The sequence below is a fragment of the Kitasatospora sp. NPDC054768 genome (assembly GCF_053612025.1).
On the sequence record NZ_JBSHBN010000007.1, the window covers coordinates 1 to 22,362 of the forward strand.

At 71.2% G+C, this 22,362-nt stretch carries 20 protein-coding genes and 1 rRNA gene; 4 read left to right on the top strand and 17 right to left on the bottom strand.

Annotated features, from left to right (window positions below; all coding sequences use genetic code 11):
• Together ACWGKU_RS03245 and tyrS are read right to left on the bottom strand one after the other, a co-directional pair.
• A 16S ribosomal RNA gene (locus tag ACWGKU_RS03245) occupies nucleotides 1-93 on the bottom strand; the annotation flags it as partial.
• 629 nt (nucleotides 94-722) lie between these two features.
• Nucleotides 723-1,991, bottom strand: a complete 1,269-nt coding sequence (tyrS, locus tag ACWGKU_RS03250; RefSeq protein ID WP_452180403.1) for a tyrosine--tRNA ligase — start codon at nucleotides 1,989-1,991, stop codon at nucleotides 723-725.
• A gap of 292 nt (nucleotides 1,992-2,283) precedes the next feature.
• Here tyrS and ACWGKU_RS03255 point away from each other — a divergent pair, with 292 nt between their 5' ends.
• The gene (locus ACWGKU_RS03255; RefSeq protein WP_359911434.1) at nucleotides 2,284-2,814 is read left to right on the top strand and encodes an HNH endonuclease; all 531 of its coding nucleotides are present in this window, start codon (nucleotides 2,284-2,286) and stop codon (nucleotides 2,812-2,814) included.
• Between the two features lie 151 nt (nucleotides 2,815-2,965).
• Here the strand turns inward: ACWGKU_RS03255 and ACWGKU_RS03260 are convergent, their stop codons facing one another.
• The 7 genes from ACWGKU_RS03260 to ACWGKU_RS03290 form a co-directional block, all read right to left on the bottom strand.
• Nucleotides 2,966-5,020 (bottom strand): outer membrane protein assembly factor BamB family protein, encoded by a 2,055-nt coding sequence (locus ACWGKU_RS03260; RefSeq protein ID WP_452180401.1) that lies wholly within the window; start codon nucleotides 5,018-5,020, stop codon nucleotides 2,966-2,968.
• Nucleotides 5,021-5,138: 118 nt separating this feature from the next.
• On the bottom strand, nucleotides 5,139-5,444 hold the full coding sequence (locus ACWGKU_RS03265; protein WP_380546969.1) for a 4a-hydroxytetrahydrobiopterin dehydratase: 306 nt from the start codon (nucleotides 5,442-5,444) through the stop codon (nucleotides 5,139-5,141).
• A gap of 97 nt (nucleotides 5,445-5,541) precedes the next feature.
• A complete protein-coding gene (locus ACWGKU_RS03270) occupies nucleotides 5,542-5,721 on the bottom strand; it encodes a DUF1272 domain-containing protein (protein WP_401050751.1) in 180 nt (59 codons plus the stop codon).
• A gap of 38 nt (nucleotides 5,722-5,759) precedes the next feature.
• Entirely contained in the window at nucleotides 5,760-6,518 is a 759-nt protein-coding gene (locus ACWGKU_RS03275; RefSeq protein WP_452180400.1) for a sulfite exporter TauE/SafE family protein, read from the bottom strand.
• A gap of 183 nt (nucleotides 6,519-6,701) precedes the next feature.
• Nucleotides 6,702-7,751, bottom strand: a complete 1,050-nt coding sequence (locus tag ACWGKU_RS03280; RefSeq protein ID WP_452180399.1) for an SPFH domain-containing protein — start codon at nucleotides 7,749-7,751, stop codon at nucleotides 6,702-6,704.
• A gap of 10 nt (nucleotides 7,752-7,761) precedes the next feature.
• Complete coding sequence (locus tag ACWGKU_RS03285) at nucleotides 7,762-8,184, bottom strand: NfeD family protein (RefSeq protein ID WP_359911452.1); 423 nt, start codon at nucleotides 8,182-8,184, stop codon at nucleotides 7,762-7,764.
• Nucleotides 8,185-8,304: 120 nt separating this feature from the next.
• Nucleotides 8,305-9,096, bottom strand: a complete 792-nt coding sequence (locus ACWGKU_RS03290; RefSeq protein WP_359911455.1) for an ABC transporter ATP-binding protein — start codon at nucleotides 9,094-9,096, stop codon at nucleotides 8,305-8,307.
• A gap of 150 nt (nucleotides 9,097-9,246) precedes the next feature.
• On the opposite strand from ACWGKU_RS03290, the gene ACWGKU_RS03295 reads away from it, so the two are divergent.
• Complete coding sequence (locus ACWGKU_RS03295; protein ID WP_452180398.1) at nucleotides 9,247-10,050, top strand: hypothetical protein; 804 nt, start codon at nucleotides 9,247-9,249, stop codon at nucleotides 10,048-10,050.
• Nucleotides 10,051-11,074: 1,024 nt separating this feature from the next.
• On the opposite strand, the gene ACWGKU_RS03300 is transcribed toward ACWGKU_RS03295, so the two are convergent.
• The 3 genes from ACWGKU_RS03300 to ACWGKU_RS03310 all read right to left on the bottom strand — a co-directional run bounded on the left by ACWGKU_RS03300 (nucleotide 11,075) and on the right by ACWGKU_RS03310 (nucleotide 15,759).
• Complete coding sequence (locus ACWGKU_RS03300; protein ID WP_401050968.1) at nucleotides 11,075-11,731, bottom strand: response regulator; 657 nt, start codon at nucleotides 11,729-11,731, stop codon at nucleotides 11,075-11,077.
• Nucleotides 11,724-12,821 carry a GAF domain-containing sensor histidine kinase gene (locus tag ACWGKU_RS03305; RefSeq protein ID WP_452180402.1) on the bottom strand — a complete coding sequence of 366 codons (1,098 nt, stop codon included), beginning with the start codon at nucleotides 12,819-12,821 and terminating at the stop codon, nucleotides 11,724-11,726. The genes ACWGKU_RS03300 and ACWGKU_RS03305 overlap by 8 nt, the downstream gene beginning before the upstream one ends.
• Before the next feature lie 286 nt (nucleotides 12,822-13,107).
• Nucleotides 13,108-15,759, bottom strand: a complete 2,652-nt coding sequence (locus ACWGKU_RS03310; protein ID WP_452180397.1) for an FHA domain-containing protein — start codon at nucleotides 15,757-15,759, stop codon at nucleotides 13,108-13,110.
• 222 nt (nucleotides 15,760-15,981) lie between these two features.
• Between ACWGKU_RS03310 and serB the strand changes: the two genes are divergently transcribed.
• Nucleotides 15,982-17,244 (top strand): phosphoserine phosphatase SerB, encoded by a 1,263-nt coding sequence (gene serB / locus ACWGKU_RS03315; protein ID WP_359911467.1) that lies wholly within the window; start codon nucleotides 15,982-15,984, stop codon nucleotides 17,242-17,244.
• A gap of 148 nt (nucleotides 17,245-17,392) precedes the next feature.
• Here the strand turns inward: serB and ACWGKU_RS03320 are convergent, their stop codons facing one another.
• The 3 genes from ACWGKU_RS03320 to ACWGKU_RS03330 all read right to left on the bottom strand — a co-directional run bounded on the left by ACWGKU_RS03320 (nucleotide 17,393) and on the right by ACWGKU_RS03330 (nucleotide 19,609).
• Nucleotides 17,393-17,920 (bottom strand): SixA phosphatase family protein, encoded by a 528-nt coding sequence (locus tag ACWGKU_RS03320; RefSeq protein ID WP_359911470.1) that lies wholly within the window; start codon nucleotides 17,918-17,920, stop codon nucleotides 17,393-17,395.
• 139 nt (nucleotides 17,921-18,059) lie between these two features.
• Nucleotides 18,060-18,182, bottom strand: coding sequence for an SGM_5486 family transporter-associated protein (locus ACWGKU_RS03325; RefSeq protein WP_359911473.1), 123 nt, complete (start codon nucleotides 18,180-18,182; stop codon nucleotides 18,060-18,062).
• Between the two features lie 137 nt (nucleotides 18,183-18,319).
• Nucleotides 18,320-19,609: a CynX/NimT family MFS transporter gene (locus ACWGKU_RS03330; protein WP_401046252.1), complete on the bottom strand. Its 1,290-nt coding sequence runs from the start codon at nucleotides 19,607-19,609 to the stop codon at nucleotides 18,320-18,322.
• 126 nt (nucleotides 19,610-19,735) lie between these two features.
• Here ACWGKU_RS03330 and ACWGKU_RS03335 point away from each other — a divergent pair, with 126 nt between their 5' ends.
• Nucleotides 19,736-20,413, top strand: coding sequence for a FadR/GntR family transcriptional regulator (locus ACWGKU_RS03335; protein ID WP_401046255.1), 678 nt, complete (start codon nucleotides 19,736-19,738; stop codon nucleotides 20,411-20,413).
• 208 nt (nucleotides 20,414-20,621) lie between these two features.
• On the opposite strand, the gene fabI is transcribed toward ACWGKU_RS03335, so the two are convergent.
• On the bottom strand, nucleotides 20,622-21,389 hold the full coding sequence (gene fabI / locus ACWGKU_RS03340) for an enoyl-ACP reductase FabI (protein WP_359911482.1): 768 nt from the start codon (nucleotides 21,387-21,389) through the stop codon (nucleotides 20,622-20,624).
• A 2-nt stretch (nucleotides 21,390-21,391) separates the two neighbouring features.
• On the bottom strand, nucleotides 21,392-22,111 hold the full coding sequence (gene fabG, locus ACWGKU_RS03345; protein ID WP_359911485.1) for a 3-oxoacyl-[acyl-carrier-protein] reductase: 720 nt from the start codon (nucleotides 22,109-22,111) through the stop codon (nucleotides 21,392-21,394).
• Between the last annotated feature and the right edge of the window lie 251 nt (nucleotides 22,112-22,362).

Here is a 22,362-nt window from a genome sequence, read left to right on the forward strand (position 1 = left end):
ACTGATCCACCCCGAAGGGCTTCACCGTTCGACTTGCATGTGTTAAGCACGCCGCCAGCGTTCGTCCTGAGCCAGGATCAAACTCTCCGTGAATGTATACCCGTAATCGGGTCGACACCCGCGTTGAGCGGCACGGCAACCACCGGAATAGGGCGGCCCCGCGCACTGCGTCCTCGCTAGTGTTTGTTTCAAAAGGAATCTCCAACCCCGATCGAACGATCGAGGCCGGGGATGTCAACATATCTGGCGTTGACTTTTGGCACGCTGTTGAGTTCTCAAGGAACGGACGCTTCCTTCGGACCGCCTTCCAGCGGACCCTCCGGGCTTCGTTCTTTCGTGTTTCCAGCTTATCAGATGTTTTCCGCTCCGTTTTCCGGAGTTTCATTCATCCAATTTCCCGAACTGGCCGGGTTCGCTTTTCGCAACGTCCCCCACATTAGCTCATTCCGAGTGCTACCCGAAATTCACGCTCACTCGGTCGGCGGGAATGCCAAGAAACCCATTTTCATGGGGATCAGAGTGAGAGTGGGTCTTGCTGAGTGGGATGGTCGCTCCAGCGACTCGTTCAACACTAGGCCACCTGGAGGACATCGTCAAACGTCGAGGGCCGGATCTGTCCAGATCCGGCCCTCGGGGCTCAAAGACGCAGCTCAGAGCGGGTGTGCTTTCAGTCAAGCTTCAACCGGCCGGTCCGTCGACCAGCCCGTCAGCCGGTCAGCCGGTCAGCCGACAGCGACCAACTCCGCCGCCGCCAGGTTGCGCTTCCCGCGCCGCAGCACGAGCCAGCGGCCGTGCAGCAGGTCGGCCTCGGTCGGCACGGCCTCCTCGTCCGTCACCTTGACGTTGTTGAGGTAGGCACCGCCTTCCTTGATCGTCCGGCGGGCGGCCGAGCGACTCGGCGACAGACCGACGGCGACCAGCAGGTCGACCACCGTCTGGAGCTCGGACACCTCGGCCTTCGGGACCTCGGCCAGGGCGGCGGCCAGGGTCGGGGCCTCCAGATCGGCGAGGTCGCCCTGGCCGAACAGCGCCTTGGACGCGGCGACCGCGCGCTCGTACTGCTCGGCGCCGTGCACCAGCGTGGTGAGCTCCTCCGCGAGGGCGCGCTGGGCGAGACGGGCGGCGGGGCGCTCGGTGGTCTCGCGCTCCAGTTCCTCGATCTCCTCCTTCGAGCGGAAGCTGAAGATCCGCAGGAAGTTGGGGACGTCCCGGTCGTCCGCGTTCAGCCAGAACTGGTAGAAGGCGTACGGGGTGGTCAGCTCGGGGTCGAGCCAGACCGTACCGGACTCGGTCTTGCCGAACTTGGTGCCGTCGGCCTTGACGATCAGCGGCGTGGCCAGCGCGTGGACGGACTTGCCGTCGGCCTTGCGGATCAGATCCGTGCCGGCGGTCAGGTTGCCCCACTGGTCGCTGCCGCCGGTCTGCAGGGCGCAGCCGTAGCGGCGGTTCAGCTCCAGGTAATCCATGCCCTGGAGGATCTGGTAGCTGAACTCGGTGTAGCTGATGCCTGCGTCGGAGTTGAGCCGCCGGGCGACGGCCTCCTTGGCGATCATGTTGTTGACCCGGAAGTACTTGCCCACGTCGCGCAGCAGGCTGATCGCCGACATCCCGGACGTCCAGTCCAGGTTGTTGACCATGCGCGCCGCGTACGGGCCCTCGAAGTCGAGGAAGCGCGAGATCTGGCCGCGCAGGCGCTCGACCCAGCCGGCCACCGTCTCGGGGTCGTTGAGCACGCGCTCGGCGGTGGGCTTCGGGTCGCCGATCAGGCCGGTGGCACCGCCGACCAGGCCGAGCGGGAGGTTCCCCGCCTGCTGGATGCGGCGCATGGTGAGGATCTGCACCAGGTTGCCGAGGTGCAGGCTGGGGGCCGTCGGATCGAAGCCGCAATAGAACGTGACCGGGCCGTCCGCGAACGCCTTGCGCAGTGCGTCCTCGTCAGTGGACAGGGCGATCAGCCCACGCCACTGCAGCTCGTCGACGATGTCCGTCACGGTCACGCTTCTCCTTCGATCGGGCGTCCGCCCAGTGCTGGCCCGGTTCGGTCGGGCCCCGGGTCGGTACGACTCCAGCCTGATAGAGCCTACGCGGTTCCGGCCAGCGAGTTTCCCCGAGGCACCCCATCAAGCTGGGCGGCCCGCTCTCCCGGTCTCTCCCCCGATACCGGAAATTCCGTTGTTCGACGGCTGTGGGCCCATTCAGAGTGGTTCCACCGCCGTGCGGCGGCAGTGACGTGTGTGGAGACGGTCGTGCCGCCGTGGCACGCCCGCGGGAAGGGTGTGCCGAGTGCGCAACACGCTGGTTCTGAACGCGAGCTACGAGCCCTTGACGACGGTGTCGCTCCAGCGCGCCGTCGTCCTGGTGCTCCAGGACAAGGCGGTGGTGGAGCAGGCGCATCCGCTGCGCTCGATCCGGGGGACGGGCGTGGCCGTCCCGGTGCCGCGGGTGATCAGACTGCAACGGTACGTACGGGTGCCGTTCCGACAACAGGCTCCGTGGTCACGGCGGGGTGTCCTGGCCCGGGACCAGCACCTGTGCGCGTACTGCGGCCGGCGGGCCACCACGGTGGACCACCTCCAGCCCAGGTCGCGCGGTGGTGCCGACAGCTGGATGAACACCGTCGCCGCGTGCGCGGAGGACAACCAGCACAAGGCGGACCGCACACCGGAGCAGGCCGGGATGAAGCTGCTGCGGCGGCCGTTCGAGCCGACGCCGCAGGCCAGTCTGATGCTGGCGCTCGGTCTGCGCAGCTCGGAGGTCCGGGACCTCGCCGACTGGCTGCCGGCCGTACCGGGCCGGCCCGTCTCCGCGGCGTGACGCGATTGCCGGGAGACGGTTCGCGGGAGACGGTTCGCGGGAGGCGGTTCCGGGGAACGGGAGCACTCTCGACGTTCTCGACCTGAGGACACTCTCAGCGCCGGGGCGGCGGCAGGTGGGGCGGCGCCGGCGTGGTGCAGGGCGGAAGGCCTCAGTCCTTCGCCTGGTACCCCGCCGCCGTGCCGTAGTTGGTCGAGTGCTCGGGCACCACGACCACCTGTCCACCACCGATCAGCACTCGTCCGGAGATCAGCAGTGAACCGGTGCCGACCGGGAAGTTGCCGCCGGTCGCCTCCTGACCGCCCGCCAGCGGGAACCTGCTGAGACGGGCGGGCTGGTCACGGCGTTCGTCGGCCGCGAGCACCAGCGATCCGCCGTCGATGCCGACCGCCCGGACGGCGCCCTTCGCGGCGCTCGGCACCTTCCAGCGCTGCTTGCCGGTGTCCAGGTCGTAGCCGACCGCGGCCACCGGCCCGCCGCCGTTCGGCGGTTCCAGGGTGGTGACCATCGTGCGGCCCTCGAAGTAGACGCCAGGAGTGGCCGAAAACGTACCGTGGGCGACGTCCAGCCGGCCGCCGTCGACGGCCACCGGGATCTCGGCGGCCGGGTCGCCGCCCGCGCCCCAGGCGAATACCCGGTCGTCCTCGGGCTTCCCGCCGGTCGTGAGGACCACGGACGGCTCGGCGGACAGCACCGTCACCGTCTTCGGCTGGTTGTTCAGACCCCGCCACCAGCCGACCTTGCCGTCCGCGATGTTCAGCGCGACGGCCTGGTCGGCGGGGGTCGAATCGGCGCAGGAGGAGGCGACGAGCACGGTCTTTCCGCTGACGCCGCCGGACAGGGTGCAGAACTTGCCCTGGCCGGTGTACTGCCAGACGTCCTTCCCGTCGGCCGACTCCCAGGCCAGCGCCCGGTCGTCGCCGACTGCCACCACCTTGTCCTCGGTGACACCGACCCGCGCCGAGTAGGCACCCTTCGTGTCCGAGAGGGTCTTGGTCCACGTGGTCCTGCCGGTCTTGGTGTCCACGGCGGACACCAGCGTGCAGGGACTCTTCGGATCGGCCTGCGGACGGAACAGCGCCGCGCCCAGGCCCGCCTGGTTCACTCCCGCCGACAGCCCGCACGGGACGGCCCCGGCGGCCGGCGGCTCCACCGACCAGGTCGGCTTGCCGCCCGCCCGGTCGTACGCGCGGACACCGGAGCCGTCGGCCCGGACCACCGCGTCGGCCAGCAGCCAGCTGCCGATCAGCGTGTCGTCGCCCCCGGCCGGGCCGGCCACGGCGGGCTGCGCGGCCCAGGCCCTGGTGTGCGCCACCGCGAAGCCCGGCTCACCGCCGCTGCTCGCCGCCGCGCTGCCACCGCCCTCGGTTCCGACCATCAGCCCCGCCGCCACCAGTACTCCCAGCGCGGCCACCCCGGCACCGGTCCGCACCAGCAGGGCCTTGCGGCTGGGCACGTGATCCCCTGCCAGCACCGCGTCGGCGGCCTTCCGTGCCTTGGCGGAGAGCGAAGAGCCCGAGTCAGCGCCCGCGCCGGCACGGGCACCGGAGCCACGACCGGCACCTCGGCGCGCGGAGGCCCGCGACGGCGAGGCGGGTTCGGCCTGCGACTCGGGGGCCTGCTCCGTAGAAGTCTCCGCGGACTGCTCCGGGACGGTCACGGGCACCTGCCCGGCCTCTTCGAGGTGCACATAGCCGTCCGCCGAGTACTCCGCCCCGGCCGGGACGTACAAGCCCTCCCCGGCGGGCTGCCGCGGGGCGGCGTACGGTGTGGCGGCCTGATGCGGCTGTGCGTGGTCCGGGTACTGCGGATACGGCTGGTACTGCTCCTGAACGCCGTAGTGGCCCTGATCCTGGCCGTGGACGTAGCCGCCCTCGACATAGCCGGTCCGACCGTATCCACTGTGGTCGTAACCGCTCTGGTCATAGCCGGCCTGGTCATGACCGGCCTGGCCGTAGCCGGTGTCGTAGCTGGTCTCGTAGCCGGTGTGCCCGTAGACGCCTTGGCCGAGCTGCGGCTGCTGCCCGTACTCGGCCGAGCCGTAACCCGCCTGCTGCTGCGGCTGCCACTGCGACGGCTGCTCCGCCGTCTGCTGCTGCTCGGAGTACCCGCCGTGCCCGCTGTGCCCGCCGTTCTGCCAGTCCGAGTGGCCCTCGGACGGCCACGGCTGTTGGGGGTGGGCGTCTCCGAAGGGCTCCTGCGCCATCCGTTCCGTCCCTCCCGAGCCACCTGCCTGCCGATGCGGCAGTCAGCATCTCACGCCCGCCCGGAGAGGCGGCCCGGGCCCTCGGTCGGACGGGCCCGGGCTCCTCGGCCGTGCCGCGTCAGGCCGCCGACTCGACGCGCAGGGCCTCGTCGATCCGGGCTGCGAGGGTGAAGTCCAGCCCGGTGAGGCCGCCGGCGCTGTGGGTGGACAGGACGAAGCGCAGCGATCGCCAGCGGATGTCGATGTCGGGGTGGTGGTCCAGCGCCTCGGCCTGCTCCGCGACGGAGACGACCACCCGGATCGCCGCCGGGAAGTCCGGCGCGTCGGCGGTACGGGCGATGCTGTCGCCCTCCCGCTTCCATTGGGGCAGCGCCGCCAGGGCTGCCGTGATCTCGTCCTCGTTCAGCCGCGCCCTGCTGCTCATCGCCGCACTCCTGGTGGGTCGTCCGGTGGGTCGTCGCTCCGGGGCCGGGGCTCCGGGGCCGGGATTCCGGGCCGTTCAGAGTGCCCGGGAACCGGTGTCAGGCGGCCTTCCGGCGCGGACGGGCCACCAGCTCGCCGCCGCAGTTGGGGCAGGTGGCGGCCATGGCGTCGGTGCAGTCCGGGCAGAAGGTGCACTCGTAGGAACATATCGAGGCGCGGCCGTCCGCGGTCAGCGACACCGCGCAGCGCTCGCAGCTCTCACGCATCTCCAGGGCCATGGCGTACTCCTCCGACCTGCATACGGTCTGACGGTCGTTCAACTCAACAACAGCTTGGTGACGGCCACGAGGCCGACCACCACGATGACAACGCGCAGCGCGGTCGGCGGGAGACGACGGCCGACCTTGGCCCCGAGCAGGCCGCCGACCAGCGAACCCGCCGCGATCAGACCGGCGGCGGCCCAGTTCACGGTCGAGGTGAAGAGGAAGAAGAGCGCGGCGACCGCGTTTACGATCAGCGCCAGGGCGTTCTTCACCGCGTTGATCCGCTGGAGCTCCTCCTGAAGCAGCATGCCCATCAGCGCCATCAGCAGCACGCCCTGCGCGGCACCGAAGTAGCCGCCGTAGATGCCGGTCAGGAACACCCCGACCAGCAGTACCGGGCTGCCGTCCGGATCGCCGCCGGGACGGCGGCGGGCGGCGACGGCCTTGGCCACCCGGGGCTGGATCACCACCAGGACGAGCGCCAGCAGGATCAGCGCCGGGACGATCGCGTCGAAGGCCCCGCTCGGCAGCTTGATCAACAGCAGCGCACCGAGCAGCCCACCGAACAGGGAGGCGGTGCCCATCCGCAGCACGCGGCGCCCCTGGTCGGCCAGTTCGCGGCGGTACCCGATCACCCCGCTGAGCGAGCCGGGGACCAGGCCGAAGGAGTTGGAGACATTGGCGGTGACCGGTGGGATGCCCACGGCGAGCAGGACCGGGAAGGTGATCAGCGTGCCGGAGCCGACGATCACGTTGATCATCCCGGCGCCGACGCCGGCCACCAGGACAGCGATCGACTCCCAGAGCGTCATGGGTCACCTCTCCTCTCGGTCCTGTCCGAGGGGATCATGCCGGACGGCCCTGCGGGCCGACCAGACCCGCCCACGATTCGGGACGCACGCCACAGTGCCCAGTACGTGCGCTTCGGCACCGTGAAAGGCCGAGGGCCCGCCACCTCTCGGCAGCGGGCCCTCGGCGAAGCACGGTTCGGCCGATCACTCCGGGTCGATCTTCGGGTACTCCCGGGCCGGGTCCACCCGGGGACGGGCGGCGCCCTTCTCGGTGTCCACCGGCCGCGGGCCGGACGCCGGGTCCAACGGCACCTGGGTGGCGGCCGGGACCGTCTGCGGGACACTGGGCGCCGCGACCGCGCCGCCGTTCACCCCGCCGTTGCCGGTCAGGCCGGTGAAGGCACCGCCGAGGCCCTTGAGCGCGTCGCCGACCTCGCTGGGGATGATCCAGAGCTTGTTGGAGTCGCCCTTGGCCAGCTCGGGCAGGGTCTGGAGGTACTGGTAGGCGAGCAGCTTCTGGTCGGCGTCGCCGTCGTGGATGGCCTCGAAGACCGTCCGGATCGCGGCCGCCTCACCGTCCGCGCGCAGGACCGCGGCCTGCGCCTCACCCTCCGCCTTGAGCACCTCGGCCTGCTTCTCACCCTCGGCCTTGAGGATTTGGGCCTGGCGCTGGCCCTCGGCGGTGAGGATCGCGGCGCGCTTGTCCCGGTCGGCGCGCATCTGCTTCTCCATCGAGTCCTGGATGGAGGTCGGCGGCTCGATCGCCTTCAGCTCGACACGGTTGACCCGGATGCCCCACTTGCCGGTGGCCTCGTCCAGGACACCGCGCAGGCCGGCGTTGATGACCTCTCGCGAGGTCAGCGTGGACTCCAGGTCCATCGAGCCGATGATGTTGCGCAGCGTGGTGACAGTCAGCTGCTCGATCGCCTGGATGTAGCTGGCGACCTCGTACGTCGCGGCGCGGGGGTCGGTCACCTGGTAGTAGATGACGGTGTCGATGTTGACGACCAGGTTGTCCTGGGTGATCACCGGCTGCGGCGGGAACGGCACGACCTGTTCGCGCAGGTCGATCCGGTTGCGGACGCGGTCGATGAACGGGACGACGATGTTCAGCCCTGCGTTGAGCGTCCGGGTGTAGCGGCCGAAGCGCTCCACGATCGCGGCGCTGGCCTGCGGGATGACCTGGATCGTCTTGATCAGCGCGATGAAGGCCACCACGACCAGGACGACCAAAACGATAAGGACGGGTTCCACGGACTCTCCCCTAGACGACCAGGGCGGTCGCGCCCTGGATTTCGACGACGTCGACCTGCTGTCCAGGCTGGTACACCTGGCCCGGGTGGAGCGCACGGGCCGACCAGATCTCACCGTTCAACTTGATCCGCCCGCCCTCCCCGTCGACGGTTTCCGCGACGACCGCGGTGGCGCCCTGGAGCGCCTCGATGCCCATCTTGACCTGCGGGCCCTTCTGAAGCTGCCGGTAGGCGATCGGGCGGACGAAGACCACCAGTGCGACCGAGACGACGACGAAGGTCAGGGTCTCGGCGACCACTCCCCCGCCCAGCGCGGCCACGACGGCGGCGGCCAGCGCCCCGACCGCGAACATGGCGAACTCCGGCATCGCGGTGAGCACCAACGGTATGCCGAGCCCTGCGGCGGCCAGGAGCCACCAGATCCAGCTGTCCACACGTCCATCCTAGGGAGCGAAGGCCTTCGAAGCGGACAGTTCCCGCAGGTCGAGGGGCGGAAACCGGTCGCGCGTGCGACCGGTTTCCGACGGCCTTCCGGATGAGCGGACGAAGGGGCCTCAGCCCAGCGGCAGACCCTGGGCCGACCAGCGGTCTCCGTGCCGCTCCAGGGTGAGCGGCAGGCCGAAGCACTTGGAGAGATTACGGGCGGTCAGCTCGGTGTCGATCGGACCGGCCGTGAGCACCTTCCCCTGTCGGATCATCAGGACGTGGGTGAAGCCCGGCGCGATCTCCTCGACATGGTGGGTGACCATCGCCATTGCCGGGGCGAACTCATCCTGGGCGAGCGCGCCGAGCCGGCGGACCAGGTCCTCGCGGCCACCGAGGTCGAGGCCGGCGGCAGGCTCGTCGAGCAGCAGCAGCTCGGGGTCGGTCATCAGGGCGCGGGCGATCAGGGTGCGCTTGCGCTCGCCCTCGGAGAGGGTGCCGAACTTGCGGTCGGTGAGATTGGCCATGCCGAGGCGGTCGAGCAGGGCGAGGGCGCGGACCTCGTCCGACTGCTCGTAGGTCTCCTGCCAGCTGACCGTCATGCCGTACGCGGCGGTGAGGACGGTCTGGAGCACGGTCTGCTCGGCCGGCAGCTTGTCGAACATGGCGGCGCCGGCCAGGCCGATCCGGGAACGCAGCTCGAAGACGTCGATCTCGCCGAGCTTCTCACCCAGCACCGTGACCTTGCCCGAGGTCGGGAACAGGTACGAGGAGGCGATCTGCAACAGCGTGGTCTTGCCGGCGCCGTTCGGGCCCAGGATGACCCAACGCTCGCCCTCGGAGATGGACCACGAGACCTGGTCGACCAGCGCGCGCCCCTCCCGGACCACGGATACGTCCACCAGCTCCAGCACGTCGCTCATGCCTACGCCTTCCCCAAAAAACAAGATTCTCGGCCGTCGGTGCGGGCGGCGAGCCTACTCCGGCAGCCGGTGGGCACGGGGTGGGTGCGCCGCACACGCATGGGCAAACCTACGCCACGCGGATGACCGCCGATTCCGTAGGCTGGCCGGATGCTCGTGACTCCTGCCGACAATCCGTACGAAGAGCCCCGTTCGGGGCGGCTCACCGCATGGGGCAACGCCTTGCTGGCGGGCCTGGTGCCGCCGGACGACGCCGCCACGGCCGTCCTGGGCCGGGACGAGATCCACCGGGTCACCGGACTGCCCGGCGACGAGCCCGGCGAGCAGCACGGGCTGACCTGGGCGCTGGGGCGGCTGCGGGTGCTCGGCGTGAAGGGTCTACGTCTCGCGCTGCCCTCAGCCGGGCATCCGCTCGGGCTGACCGGTCCGAAGGCCTTCAACGAGCAGGCCATGAGTGCGGGCGAGGCCGTCCTGGCCGTGGGCGCACCTCTCGGGCTGGTGCCGGAGGTGGACGTGTACGGCCCGGCCGGCGACCGCTCGGCCACCGTGCTGTGGCGTTGTTCCGAGGTCAACGACACATCTCCGGCGGACGTGCCGTCGCTCCACGAGGCCGAACGTGAACTGGCCGACGGGCTGCGGGAGGCGACCGTCATGCTCGCCCGCCTCGACGTGGCCGGCGCCGGACCTGAGGCCTTGCGCGCCCTGGATGCCTACCGCCGTCGTGGCCACAGCGAGTTGCTCGCTCCCGGGTACCCGCCCCGGGCCGTCCGTGTCCTGGAGTCGGCCCGCCAGGTGTCCGCCCTGCTCTCCATCGCCTCCGGCGGCCACGGCGCTGCCGTCAGCGCCTCCGAGATGGCGGCCCGCCAATCCGCCCTGGCCCCGCTGCGGCGCACCGCCCGGCGCGCCCAGGTCGCCGCCTACAACGCCCTCGTGGACGAGCGAGACGATCGCTGAGAGGTGCTGGGCCCCGGAGTCGACGGTGGCGAGCGCGATCACCTCGGCGCGCTCGTATCTGCCGTCGGGCCCGGCGGTCAGGCTTCCCTGTGCCGTCGTGGCCACCAGCCGGCACCGGGGCCACCCCAGGACTTCGGCTGCCTCCTCCGCCGAGTAGCTCTCCGCGAGTCTCCGTTCCAGCCCCTCGGCCGCGGCCCGTGCCGTGGCCGCAGCCTTGTGCATGCGCTCCGTGACAGTCTGCTGCACCACGGCATACGGGACGGCGGCCAAGGCCTCCCGGCTGTAGGTCGGCCAGCCCCGGTATCCGCCGCAGGGGCGTAGCTCTCCTGCGGCGGCGAGCCGCCTGATGTCCTCGGCGATCACCAGCAGACCTGTGGTGTGGCCCAACACCGTGGCCGCCTTGGCCGCCCCCACGGGCGGCACGGCGCCGAGCGCGAGGATGATCTCCTCGGTGCGGGCCTTCAGCTGTACCTCGACGAGCGCCGACCAGGTGCCGTTGTCGAGGTCCGGCTCGGGGATCAGTTCACGTTCCCGTGCCAGGTTGAACTGCCAACGCCGCATCCGCAGTCGGCGTCTCAGCAGCTCCGGCCCGTAGGCCTCCCGGTCTCGGGCTGTCTCCCGGGCCAACCTCGCTGTGCGCTCGACGGCCTCTGTTGCACGATTCTCTGCCCTCGCCACCTGGCATCCGGACAAGGGGCGTCCTGGCGCCCGCCCTCGGTCTCCGTCCTCGGCAGTCGGTTGCGACCCAGGCCCGGACATCGGAGGCTCGTCGAACAGGCGGCATGTCACCTCAAGCTCACGGGCCAGCACGACAGGCCCGCACTGATTGCGCATCGCGTTCATCCGGCCCTCCCTCGGGATCGGTGTCGGCGATCAGCCTGGCACACCCGAATGGCGATGGATCACCTGAATTCGGGCCAACCCTGCCGAACAGCACATGCTGGACCACCGTTTGACGCCCTGCCTGGCCGAAAACCTGCCGATCGGCACGGCGCCCGCACCAGTACGTCGCGCCCCTGGCGCGCTACCCGTCGCGGGCCTCGCCGTGACGAACGGCCCAGAGTGCCGCCTGGGTGCGGTCGGCCAGGTCCAACTTCATGAGGATGTTGGACACATGGGTCTTCACCGTCTTCTCCGAGAGGTGCAGACTGCGGGCGATCTCCCGGTTGGAGCGGCCATCGGCGATGTGTCCGAGCACTTCGCGCTCGCGCTCGGTGAGCGTGCCACCTCGACCCTGCGGAACGCGCGGGCCGTCGTCGGCGAGCAGGGCCTCGGCCAGTTCGGGCTGGAGCAGAACATGACCGGCGTGCACCGAACGAATCGCCCCGGCCAGCGCCTCCGGGTCCACGTCCTTGTAGACGTACCCGGCCGCACCGGCCCGCAGCGCGGGAACCATCGTGCGGTGCTCGGTGAAGCTTGTGACGATCAGGATCCGGGCGCGGCTGCCCTCGCCCTTGAGCGTGCGCAGCGCCTCGATGCCGTCGACGCCGGGCATCTTGAGGTCCATCAGGACGACATCGGGGTCGAGCTCACGGGCCCGGTCAATACCCTCCGCCCCATCGGCGGCCTCCCCGACCACCTCGATGTCGTCCTGGACCTCCAGGAAAGTGCGCAGCCCGCGCCGAACCACCTGGTGGTCGTCGACCAACAGGACGCGGATCGACGGTGTGCTCTCAGGCACCGGGGACCTCCATCTCGACGAGCGTCCCCTGACCGGGGGCCGATTCCAGGGTGAGTGTGCCGCCGACGGCGGCCGCGCGGTCGCGCATCGAGGCCAGGCCGAGGTGACGGCCTGCTCGCCGGACGGACTCCGGATCGAAGCCGCGCCCGTCGTCGTGCACGCGCAGCACCGCACCGCGCGCAGGCGTCCCTGCCAGGGTGACGGTGACCCTGCGGGCGCCGGAGTGGCGCAGCGCGTTGTGCAGCGCCTCCTGGGCGACTCTCAGCAGTGCGGCCTCCTGGGCAGGCGGCAGCGCCCGGACCCCGTCGGCGGCGAAGGCGACGTCAGCGGTGTGCGCCCGGTCCAGGACCTGCACCTGGGAGGCGAGAGTGGCGCTGAGCCCGTCCTCCTCCAGGGCTGCGGGACGCAGCTCCACGACGACCGCGCGCAGCTCGTCGGCAGCCTCGGCGGCGAGACGGGCGACCTCGGCGAGCTCGGCACGTGCCCGGACGGGGTCGCGGTCGACGAGCTTGGCGGCCGCCTTGGCCGTGAGCCGGAGCGAGAAGAGCTTCTGCGAGACGGCGTCGTGCAGGTCGTGGGCGATCCGGGCACGCTCGCCGGCCAGCGTGAGCTCGCGGCTTCGCTCGTACAGTCGGGCGTTGGACAGTGCGAGGGCCGCGTGCGCGGCGAGGATCCGCAGGAGCTCCTCGTCGTGATCGGTGAAGAGGCCACCGCCACGCTTGTTGGCGAGGAAGATGACGCCCATCACCTGCGACTCGTCCTCGGCCGCGTCGGTGTCCAGGATCGGCATGCCCAGAAAGGCGTCCATGTCGGGGTGGGCTGCGGGCCATCCTTCGAAGGTGGGTGCCTTGCGGACGTCCACCAGCCGGGTGGGGCCGGTCTCGTGCAGCATCGCGGCGAGTACACCGTGCTGTCGGGGCAGCGGGCCGATCGCCCGCCACTGCTCGTCGGTGACACCGTCGACCACGAACTGGGCGAAGCCCCCGTGGTCGTCGGGCACGCCCAGGGCCGCGTACTCGGCGCCGAGCAGTCCCCTGGCGGAAGCGGTGATGCGGCGCAGCACCTCACGGACCTCCAGGTGCCGGCTCATGGCGAGCAGTGCCTGGCTGACGGCCTCGATCCCGGACAGGCAGGGTTCGCAGGCGGGCAGCGGGCCCCGGTGGGTCCGGTGGTCTCCGGTGGTGCTGGACATACCGCCAAACTACCGCCGCCCCGGCGACCGCCGCGTCCGTCCGCGGCCGCCCCGGGCCCAGGTCCGGGGACCTAGGCCGCAGGGCCCGCCCGGAGCCTCGTGAGAGCGCCCGGCACGCCGAGGGGCGGCCCTCCCTGTTGGGAGAGCCGCCCCTCGGCCTGCCGCCGGAGAGTCGGAGAAGGGGTCAGCCCTTCTGCATGACCTCGGGCTCGTGCCGGCGCTGGAGCCGGGTCACGAGGACGCCGATGGCGACGGAGATGGCGATCAGCACACCCGCGTCGATCGCCCACTGGGCGACGCTGTGCTTCCAGAGCGGGTCGTAGTTGGGGTTCTGGAAGTCCTTGTTCCAGGGGCCCATGAGCACGGACAGGTCGAGCGTGGTGGACACGATGCCGGTGCCCCAGCGGGCCGGCATCAGCCAGGCGACCTGCTCCAGTCCGGGCTTGCTGAAGATCTGGAAGAGGCAGCCGGTGAAGACGACCTGGACGATGGCGAACATGACCAGCAGCGGCATGGTCTTCTCGGCGGTCTTCACCAGCGCGGAGATCATCAGGCCGAACATCATCGCGGCGAAGCTCAGCAGGATCATGCCGATGGTCATCTCGATGATCGGCAGGTTCTTGACGATCAGGCCGTGCTCGGGGAGCTTGCGCGGCAGGAAGCCGACGGCGGAGATGATGGCGCCCTGGATCACGCTGAAGAAGCCCAGCACGATGATCTTGGACATCATGTACGCCGAGCGGGAGAGCCCGGTGGCTCGTTCCCGCTCGTAGATCGCCCGTTCCTTGATCAACTCGCGGACCGAGTTGGCCGCCCCGGAGAAGCAGGCGCCGATCGCCAGGATCAGCATGATCGTCGCGGCGCCGCTGTTGAGGTGGAGCTGCGTCTTGGGGTTGGGCGCGAGCCCCGGTTCGTTGGGGATCAGCACGCTGACCGCGCCGATGACGGCGGGCAGCAGCACGGACAGCGCGAGGAAGCCGCGGTCCGAGGCGAGCACCGACATGTAGCGGCGCATCAGCGTCCACAGCTGCGAGCCCCAGCTCTGCGGCTTCGGCGGCTTGACCGCCTCCTGGGCGACCTGGACGTGCTGCACCTCGCCCGCCTCCACGGTGGGCGCGGAGTACTGCTGGTAGTGCACCGAGCCGCGGTAGCGGCCGGCCCAGTCGTGGTCCGGGTAGTTCTCGAAGGCCTGGAAGACGTCCGCCCAGGTCTCGTACCCGAAGAAGTGCAGCGCCTCGTCCGGCGGGCCGAAGTAGGCCACCGAGCCGCCCGGCGCCATCACGAGCAGCCGGTCGCAGAGTGCGAGTTCGGCCACCGAGTGGGTGACGACCAGAATGGTGCGGCCGTCGTCGGCGAGGCCGCGCAGCATCTGCATGACCTCGCGGTCCATGCCCGGGTCGAGGCCCGAGGTGGGCTCGTCCAGGAAGATCAGCGAGGGCTTGGTGAGCAGCTCCAGGGCGACCGAGACACGCTTCTGCTGGCCGCCGGAGAGCGCGGTGATCTTGTTGTCGGCTCGCTTGTCCAGGCGCAGCTCGTAGAGCACCTCGTCGATCCGGGCCTCGCGCTCGCGCGCCTCGGTGTCGCCGGGGAAACGCAGCTGGGCGGCGTACTTGAGGCCCTTCCGGACGGTGAGCTCGCGGTGCAGGATCTCGGACTGCGGCACCAGGCCGATGCGCGAGCGGAGCTCGGCGAACTGCTTGTAGAGGTTGCGGCCGTCGTACAGGACCTCGCCGCGGTCGGCCGGGCGGTAGCCGGTGAGGGCGCGCAGCAGCGTGGACTTGCCGGAGCCGGACGGGCCGATGACCGCGACCAGGGACTTCTCCGGGACGCCGAAGCTGACGTCGTCGAGCAGGACCTTCTTGCCGCCCTTGTGGTCGACCTCGACGGTCAGGTGGCGGGCGGAGAAGGAGACCGCACCGGTGTCGACGAACTCCTGCAGCTGGTCGCCGACCAGGACGAAGCTGGAGTGGCCGACGGTCAGCCGGTCCTGCGGGCCCATCAGCTGACGCTGCACCCGCTGGCCGTTGAGGAAGATGCCGTTGTGACTGCCGAGGTCGACGATCTCGTAGCGGCCGTCCGGGAGCTGACGCAGCTCGGCGTGGTGGCGGGAGACCTGGAGGTCGGACACCACGATGTCGTTGTCGAGCGCACGACCGATCCGGGCGGTGCGCATCGACGACGTCAGGTTGCGGATGATGGTCGGCTGCGGCCCGCCGCCACCGTGCTGCGGCGGGGCCTGGAAATCCTGCTGCTGCGGGAAGCCACCGTGCTGGGGCTGGGGCTGCTGCGGGGCCGGCTGGGCCTGCGGCGGCGCGTACTGCTGCTGCGGGAACGGCGGCTGGGCCTGCGGCTGCCCGGGCCAGGCCTGCTGCTGCGGCTGCTGGTACGGGTCGTGCTGCGACCAGCCCTGCTGCGGGGCGGGCTGCTGGGGCGTGGGCACCGGGCCGCGGCTGGTGGCGGCCTCGTGCATCGGGGTGGCCTGTGGAGCCGCGGCCTGCGGAGCGGCGGCCTGCGGAGCGGCGGCCTGCGGAGCGGCGGCGTGCACGGGTGCGGAGAAGCCGAGCCGGGGGCCGTTCTCCGGGTTGCCCAGGTTGACCACGGCACCGGGGAACAGCTGGGCCTGCAGGGTGCGGGCCCCGGCCACGTACGTTCCGTTGGTGCTGCCGTGGTCGTCCAGCTGCCAACCGCTGCCGTTGAAGCTCATGGTCCCGTGCTGCCAGGAGACCCTGGCGTCCTCGAACGGGAAGTCCGACTGAGGGTTGCGCCCGATGGTGTAGGACCGCCCGGGCTCCAGAGTCCGCTGCTGTCCGTTGATCTCAATGACGAGTTGCGGCACTGCTCGCCTGCCCCGCTCTCTCGGTTCCCCCGAATTGTGGCCCCCGGCCGGGGCTGCGATGTTTCTCTGACTGACGGGGGGAATCATTCCAGCCCGCCGACCGCCGGTGAAAGTCGGCCCGGGCGACTGTGACCAGGCTGCTACCGACCCCGGACCGCGCCGTCCCGCGAGGTGGGACGGGTGCCCCCGGGCCGTCGGGCGCCCGGTAGCGTGGGAGGCACCATGAACGCATCGCCCCTGGCCGCTGAGCCCCTCCCCGCCGCCCAGCACCGGACCGCGGACGAGCGCACCCTGCTCGTCAAGGTGTTCGGCAAGGACCGCCCCGGCATCACTGCCGGCCTCTTCGCGACGCTGGCCGGCTTCGGCGTCGACGTCATCGACATCGAGCAGGTCGTGACCCGTGGCCGCATCACGCTCTGCGCGCTGGTCACCCCGCCCCCCGTACCCGCCGCCGAGGGTGGGCTGCGGGCCACCGTCCACCGCTGGGCCGACGAGCAGAAGCTCCAGGCCGAGATCCTCTCCGGCATCGGTGACAACCGGCCGCGCCGTGAGGGCCGTTCGCACGTCACGGTGCTCGGCAATCCGCTGACCGCCGCCGCCGTCTCCGCGCTCACCTCCCGGATCACCGCCTCGGGGGGCAACATCGACCGTGTCTTCCGGCTCGCCAAGTACCCGGTGACGGCGGTCGAGCTGGCCGTCTCCGGTGTGGCCACCGACGAGCTGCGGGCCGCGCTGGCCCAGGAGGCGGCCACCCAGCGGGTGGACGTCGCGGTGGTCGCCGCCGGACTGGAGCGCCGGGCCAAGCGCCTGGTGGTCATGGACGTCGACTCCACGCTCATCCAGGACGAGGTGATCGAGCTGTTCGCCGCCCACGCGGGCTGCGAGGAGGAGGTCGCCGAGGTGACGGCGGCGGCGATGCGCGGCGAGCTGGATTTCGCCGAGTCGCTGCGGGCCCGGGTGGCGCTGCTGGCCGGGCTGGACGCCTCGGTGACCGAGAAGGTCCGCGCCGAGGTCCGTTTCACGCCGGGCGCGCGCACCCTGATCCGTACGCTCCAGCGCCTCGGCTACCAGGTCGCGGTGGTGTCCGGCGGCTTCACCCAGGTCACCGACCACCTGGTGGAGCAGTTGGGCCTGGACTTCGCGGCCGCGAACACCCTGGAGGTGGTGGACGGCAGGTTCACCGGCCGGGTGGTCGGCGAGATCGTGGACCGGGCGGGCAAGGCCCGCTGGCTGGCCCGCTTCGCCGAGCAGGCGAAGGTGCCGCTGGAGCAGACGGTGGCGATCGGCGACGGCGCCAACGACCTGGACATGCTGAACGCGGCCGGCCTCGGGGTGGCGTTCAACGCCAAGCCGGTGGTGCGCGAGGCCGCCGACACCGCGGTGAACGTACCGTTCCTGGACACCGTGCTGTACCTGCTGGGCATCACCCGTGAGGAGGTCGAGGCGGCCGACGCGCTGCACGGCACCCCGACCGAGACCGAGTAGGAGCCGGCCCGGCAACGGCCGGTGGAGTGAGGCCCGAGGAACAGCCCGAGGAAGGCGCGCGGCCCGCGGACACGGACCGTACGGCCTGCGGACACAGACGAGGGGCGCGCGGATCGCATCCGCGCGCCCCTCACCTGCGTTCCCGGGGTCAGTCCTGCGGCGTGTGGTACGAGACCAGCTCGGCCACGCCCGGCTCGACGCCCTTCCAGGAGCCGCTGAAGCTGAGCACCGCGATCGCCGCCGTCGGGAAGCCACCGAGTCGCAGCCGCTCCAGCGCGTCCCGGTCGCCCGCGTCCCCGGCCAGCACCTGGGTCAGACCCAGCACACCCGGGTTGTGACCGACCAGCACCACGTCCGAGTACTCCTCCGGGGTCTCCTGGAGCACGGCGATGATCTCGCCGGGGCTCGCCTCGTAGACCCGTTCCTCGTAGACGGTCTTGAGGGGCCGCTGCGGCAGCTCGTGCACCGCCAGCTTCCAGGTCTCTCGGGTGCGCAGCGCGGTGGAGCAGACCACGTAGTCGGGGTTGATGCCGGAGTCGACCAGCCAGCGGCCGGCGTCCGGGGCCTGGTGACGGCCCCGGTCGGCCAGCGGCCGGTCGTGGTCGTCCACGCCGTTCGGCCAGTCGGCCTTGGCATGGCGGAGAACGATGATCCTGCGGGGCGTGTCGGCGCTCATACCCAGCAAGCTTGGCAGAAAAGCGGCCCGGCGGCGCGATGCTCCCGGACGCCGCCACTCCGAGGGACGACGAGTGTCACCGTGTCCCGTTCACCGGAGCGTCGGGTGGAGTACGGGCGCAGGGGCGCAGAGGCGTCCGTCAGCCGATCGAGGCCGCGACGGTGGCGATGAGCGCCACCAGCACCACGATGGCGGAGAAGGCGAGGGCGATGCGGCCGAGCTGCTTGCGGCCGTCGGTGGGATTGGGATCGAGAACGGGCATGTCCGGAATTCTCCCATCCCGAACACGCCCGCCGTCCGCTGGCCCCACCCCCTTGGCCGGGCCTTGACCTTCACCGTCGGGCCCGGGGCCCGGGCCCCGGGCCCCACCCCCGCGTCCGGCCGCTCGGTGTCAGGCTGTCAGGCCTCGGCCCGCTCCGCCGGGCGCACCGCCTCGTCCTCGATGTGCCGGGCCCGCGCGGCGCGCAGGCCGAACAGCATCTGCGGCACCAGCAGCAGCGACAGGAAGCCCAGCGGCCAGTACCACTCGCCGGTGGCCCCGTAGAGCCAGCCGACCAGGATCGGGCCCGGGATGGACACCAGGTAGCCGATGCCCTGGGCGAAGGCGGAGAGTTGCGCGACCCCGCCCGCCGACCGGGCCCGCAGTCCGATCATGGTCAGCACCAGCGGGAAGGCGCAGTTGGACAGGCCCAGCAGGACCGCCCAGAGCCAGGCGCCCCCGGCCGGGGCGAGTGCCAGCCCCGCGTACCCGGCGATGCCGCAGCAGGCCAGCACGACCACGAACAGCCGCTGGTCGCCGCGCCGTGCGGCCAGGTTGGGCAGCACGAAGGAGACCGGCACGCCGATCACCATGGTGACCGCGAGCAGCACCCCGGTGGTGCCCTCGCCGATGCCGGCGTCCTGGAAGATCTGCGACATCCAGCCCATGACCACGTACGCGCCGGTGGCCTGGAGGCCGAAGTACCCGGCCAGCGCCCAGGCGGTCCGGCTGCGGGTGATCGGCAGCCGGACGGGGGCGGCGGCGCCGTCGGCCCGCTCGCCGCGCTCCCGCTTGGCGATCAGCACCAGCAGCCAGAGCACCAGGGCGAGCGCTCCCAGGACGGCCCAGACACCCAGGCCGTAGCGCCAGTCGCCGCCGAGCGACGTGGTCAGCGGCACGGTGACGGCCGCGGCCAGCGCGGTGCCGGCGGACAGCGCCATCGAGTAGAGGCCGATCATCGGCCCGACCTTGTCCGGGAAGTACCGCTTGATCACCACCGGCAGCAGCACGTTGGAGACCGCCACCCCGGCCAGGGCGAGGGCGGTGAGCAGCAGGAACACGGCAGTGCCCCCGGCGAACGAGCGGGCCAGCACGCCCGCCGTGATGGCGCCCATGCCCGCCGTGACGACCGCGATCGGACCGATCCGACGGGCCGCCGCGGGCGCGGCGAAGCCGAACAGCCCGAAGCACAGCGACGGGACGGCGGTGAGCAGCCCGGCGAGCGTCGGGTTCATCCCGAGGTCGTCGCGGACCTGCTTGAGCAGCGGCCCGAGGCTGGTGACCACGGGGCGCAGGTTGAAGGCGGCGGCGGCGATCGCGACGGCGAACAGCCAGCCCAGGTACTTGGCCGAGCCGGAGGCGGCGGGCCGCTCGGCGGTCGGTGTCCGGCTCTCGGTCCGGGCGGAAGCGGTGGTGTCTGCTGCGGGCATGGACAGCATCATAGAATGATGGGATGAATTGATGCACCTTGGAATTGGCATGATGTGCCGACCGTTCATCGTCCGGCCACTTCCCACCCAGGCCCCATCCGAGCCGTAGCCGTCAAGGAGTCCCCCGTGGCGCTGTCCTCGCCGAGGCGCACCCCGCTGTCCGACCAGGTGATCGCACAGCTGCGTGCCCAGATCACGTCCGGGGAGTGGCCGGTCGGCTCGCGCATCCCCACCGAGGCCGCCCTGGTCGAACAGCTCGGCGTCGCCCGCAACACCGTCCGCGAGGCCGTCCGCGCCCTCGCCCACAACGGACTGCTCGACATCAGGCAGGGCTCCGGCACGTACGTGCTGGCCACCAGCGAGCTGGCCGGAGTGATGCACCGCCGCTTCGCCGACGCCGACCAGGGCCAGGTCGCCGAGCTCCGTTCGGCGCTGGAGACCTCGGCGGCGGCCCTCGCCGCCCGCCGCCGCACCGCGCACGACCTGGAGCTGCTGGACGGCGCGCTGGCCCGCCGGGAGGCCGCCTGGCACTCCGGCGGCGCCGAGGACTTCGTCCAGGCCGACGCCGCCTTCCACCAGGCCGTGGTGGCCGCCGCCCACAACGACGTCCTGCTCGCCGTCTACGCCGACCTCGGCGAGGCCACCCGCGAGCTCCTGCGGCACGACGTCGGCCCCGAGCTGATCGCGGAGCGCTACATCGGCCACCAGGCCATCCTGGAGGCGATCCGGGCCGGTGACACCGAGCGCGCCGCCGTCGAGGCCGGCCGCGCCGCCCCCGGTGGCTGCGCCCCCGCCGAGGCCTGACCGCCCACCGGCCCGACCCCCGGCCGCCCCGTCCCAGGAGGCCCCTCCCGGAAGGCCGCTCTCAAGAGGTCCGAAAGCCCCCTTCCCGAGAAGCCCGGCCGGACGAAGAACCCCGGCCGAACGAAGCACCCCGGTCGAACGAAGCACGAAACGCCGCTGCCCGGCACCCCCGCGAGGGAGGGCCGGGCAGCGGCGTACGGGCGGAGCGTCAGGCGCCGATGGCGTGCAGACCGCCGTCGACGTGGATGATCTCGCCGGTGGTCTTCGGGAACCAGTCCGACAGCAGTGCGACGATGCCGCGGCCGGCCGGCTCCGGGTCGCTCAGGTCCCACTTCAGCGGGGAGCGGTGGTTCCAGGTGTCGGCCAGGTCGCCGAAGCCCGGGATGGACTTGGCGGCCATCGAGCCGATCGGACCGGCCGAGATCAGGTTGCAGCGGATGTCCCGCTCGCCCAGGTAGCGCGCCAGGTAGCGGTTGGTCGACTCCAGGGCGGCCTTGGCCGGGCCCATCCAGTCGTACTGCGGCCAGGCGAACTGCGCGTCGAAGGTCAGGCCGACCACCGAGCCGCCGTCCTGCATCAGCGGCAGCAGCGCCGTGGTCAGCGACTTCAGCGAGTACGCGGAGACGTGCATCGCGGTGGCCACGGACTCCCACGGGGTGTCCAGGAAGCTGCCGCCCAGCGCGTCCTGCGGCGCGAAGCCGATCGAGTGGACGATGCCGTCCAGGGTCGGCAGGTGCTCGCGGACCTGGTCGGCGATGCCGGCCAGCTGCTCCGGGTTGGAGACGTCCAGCTCCAGCACCTTGACCGGGTGCGGCAGCTTCTTGGCGATCCGCTCGGTCAGGCTCGGACGCGGGAAGGCGGTGAGGATGATCTCCGCGCCCTGCTCCTGCGCGAGCCTGGCGGTGTGGAAGGCGATGGAGGACTCCATCAGCACACCGGTGATCAGGATCCGCTTGCCTTCGAGGATTCCGCTCATGATCAGTGACCCATGCCCAATCCGCCGTCGACGGGAATGACGGCTCCAGTGATGTACGCGGCCTCGTCCGACCCGAGGAACCGCACGGTGGAGGCGACCTCGGCGGGCGCCGCGTAGCGGCCCAGCGGCACGCCCGAGACGATCTCCGCGCGGCGCTCGTCACTGAGCACGGCGGTCATGTCGGTGTCGACGAAGCCGGGGGCGACCACGTTGACGGTGATGTTGCGCGGGCCGAGCTCGCGCGCCAGCGACCGGGCGAAGCCGACCAGGCCGGCCTTGGAGGCGGCGTAGTTGGCCTGGCCCGGGGAGCCGGACAGGCCCACCACGGACGAGATCAGCACGACACGGCCCTTCCGGGCACGCATCATCAGCTTGGAGGCGCGCTTGACCACCCGGAAGGTGCCGGTCAGGTTGGTGTCGACGACGGAGGTGAAGTCCTCCTCGGACATGCGCAGCAGCAGGGTGTCGTTGGTGATGCCCGCGTTGGCGACCAGCACCTCGACCGCGCCGTGCTTCTGCTCGATCTCGGTGAAGGCGGCGTCGACCTGCGCGGCGTCCGTGATGTCGCAGCGGACCGCGAGGACGTCGTACTTGGCCAGCGCTTCGGGCACCTCGCCCGAGCGGCTGGTGATGGCCACCTTGTCGCCCGCTTCGGCGAAGGCCTGGGCGATCGCGAGGCCGATGCCCCGGTTTCCTCCGGTGACGAGAACCGAGCGGCTCAACGATCCACCTCTCTCCGTGTGTGAGCACGTACGTCGGAATGCGTACGCAGTGTGACGCTATCGGGCGGTCGGCGGCGGCGGCGCATCGGGCTCCCACAGCGCCTCCCCGGCGGATCTGTCGCAATCCGACAATCCGTGCCCGCTCGTACCGTCCCGGCGGCGGACATCTCCCAGGCCCCGGCGCTGCCCGGATCGGGGCGACTGTACGGGAACAACACGGACGGGCGCACCCGTTGCCCCCGTGGTGCGGT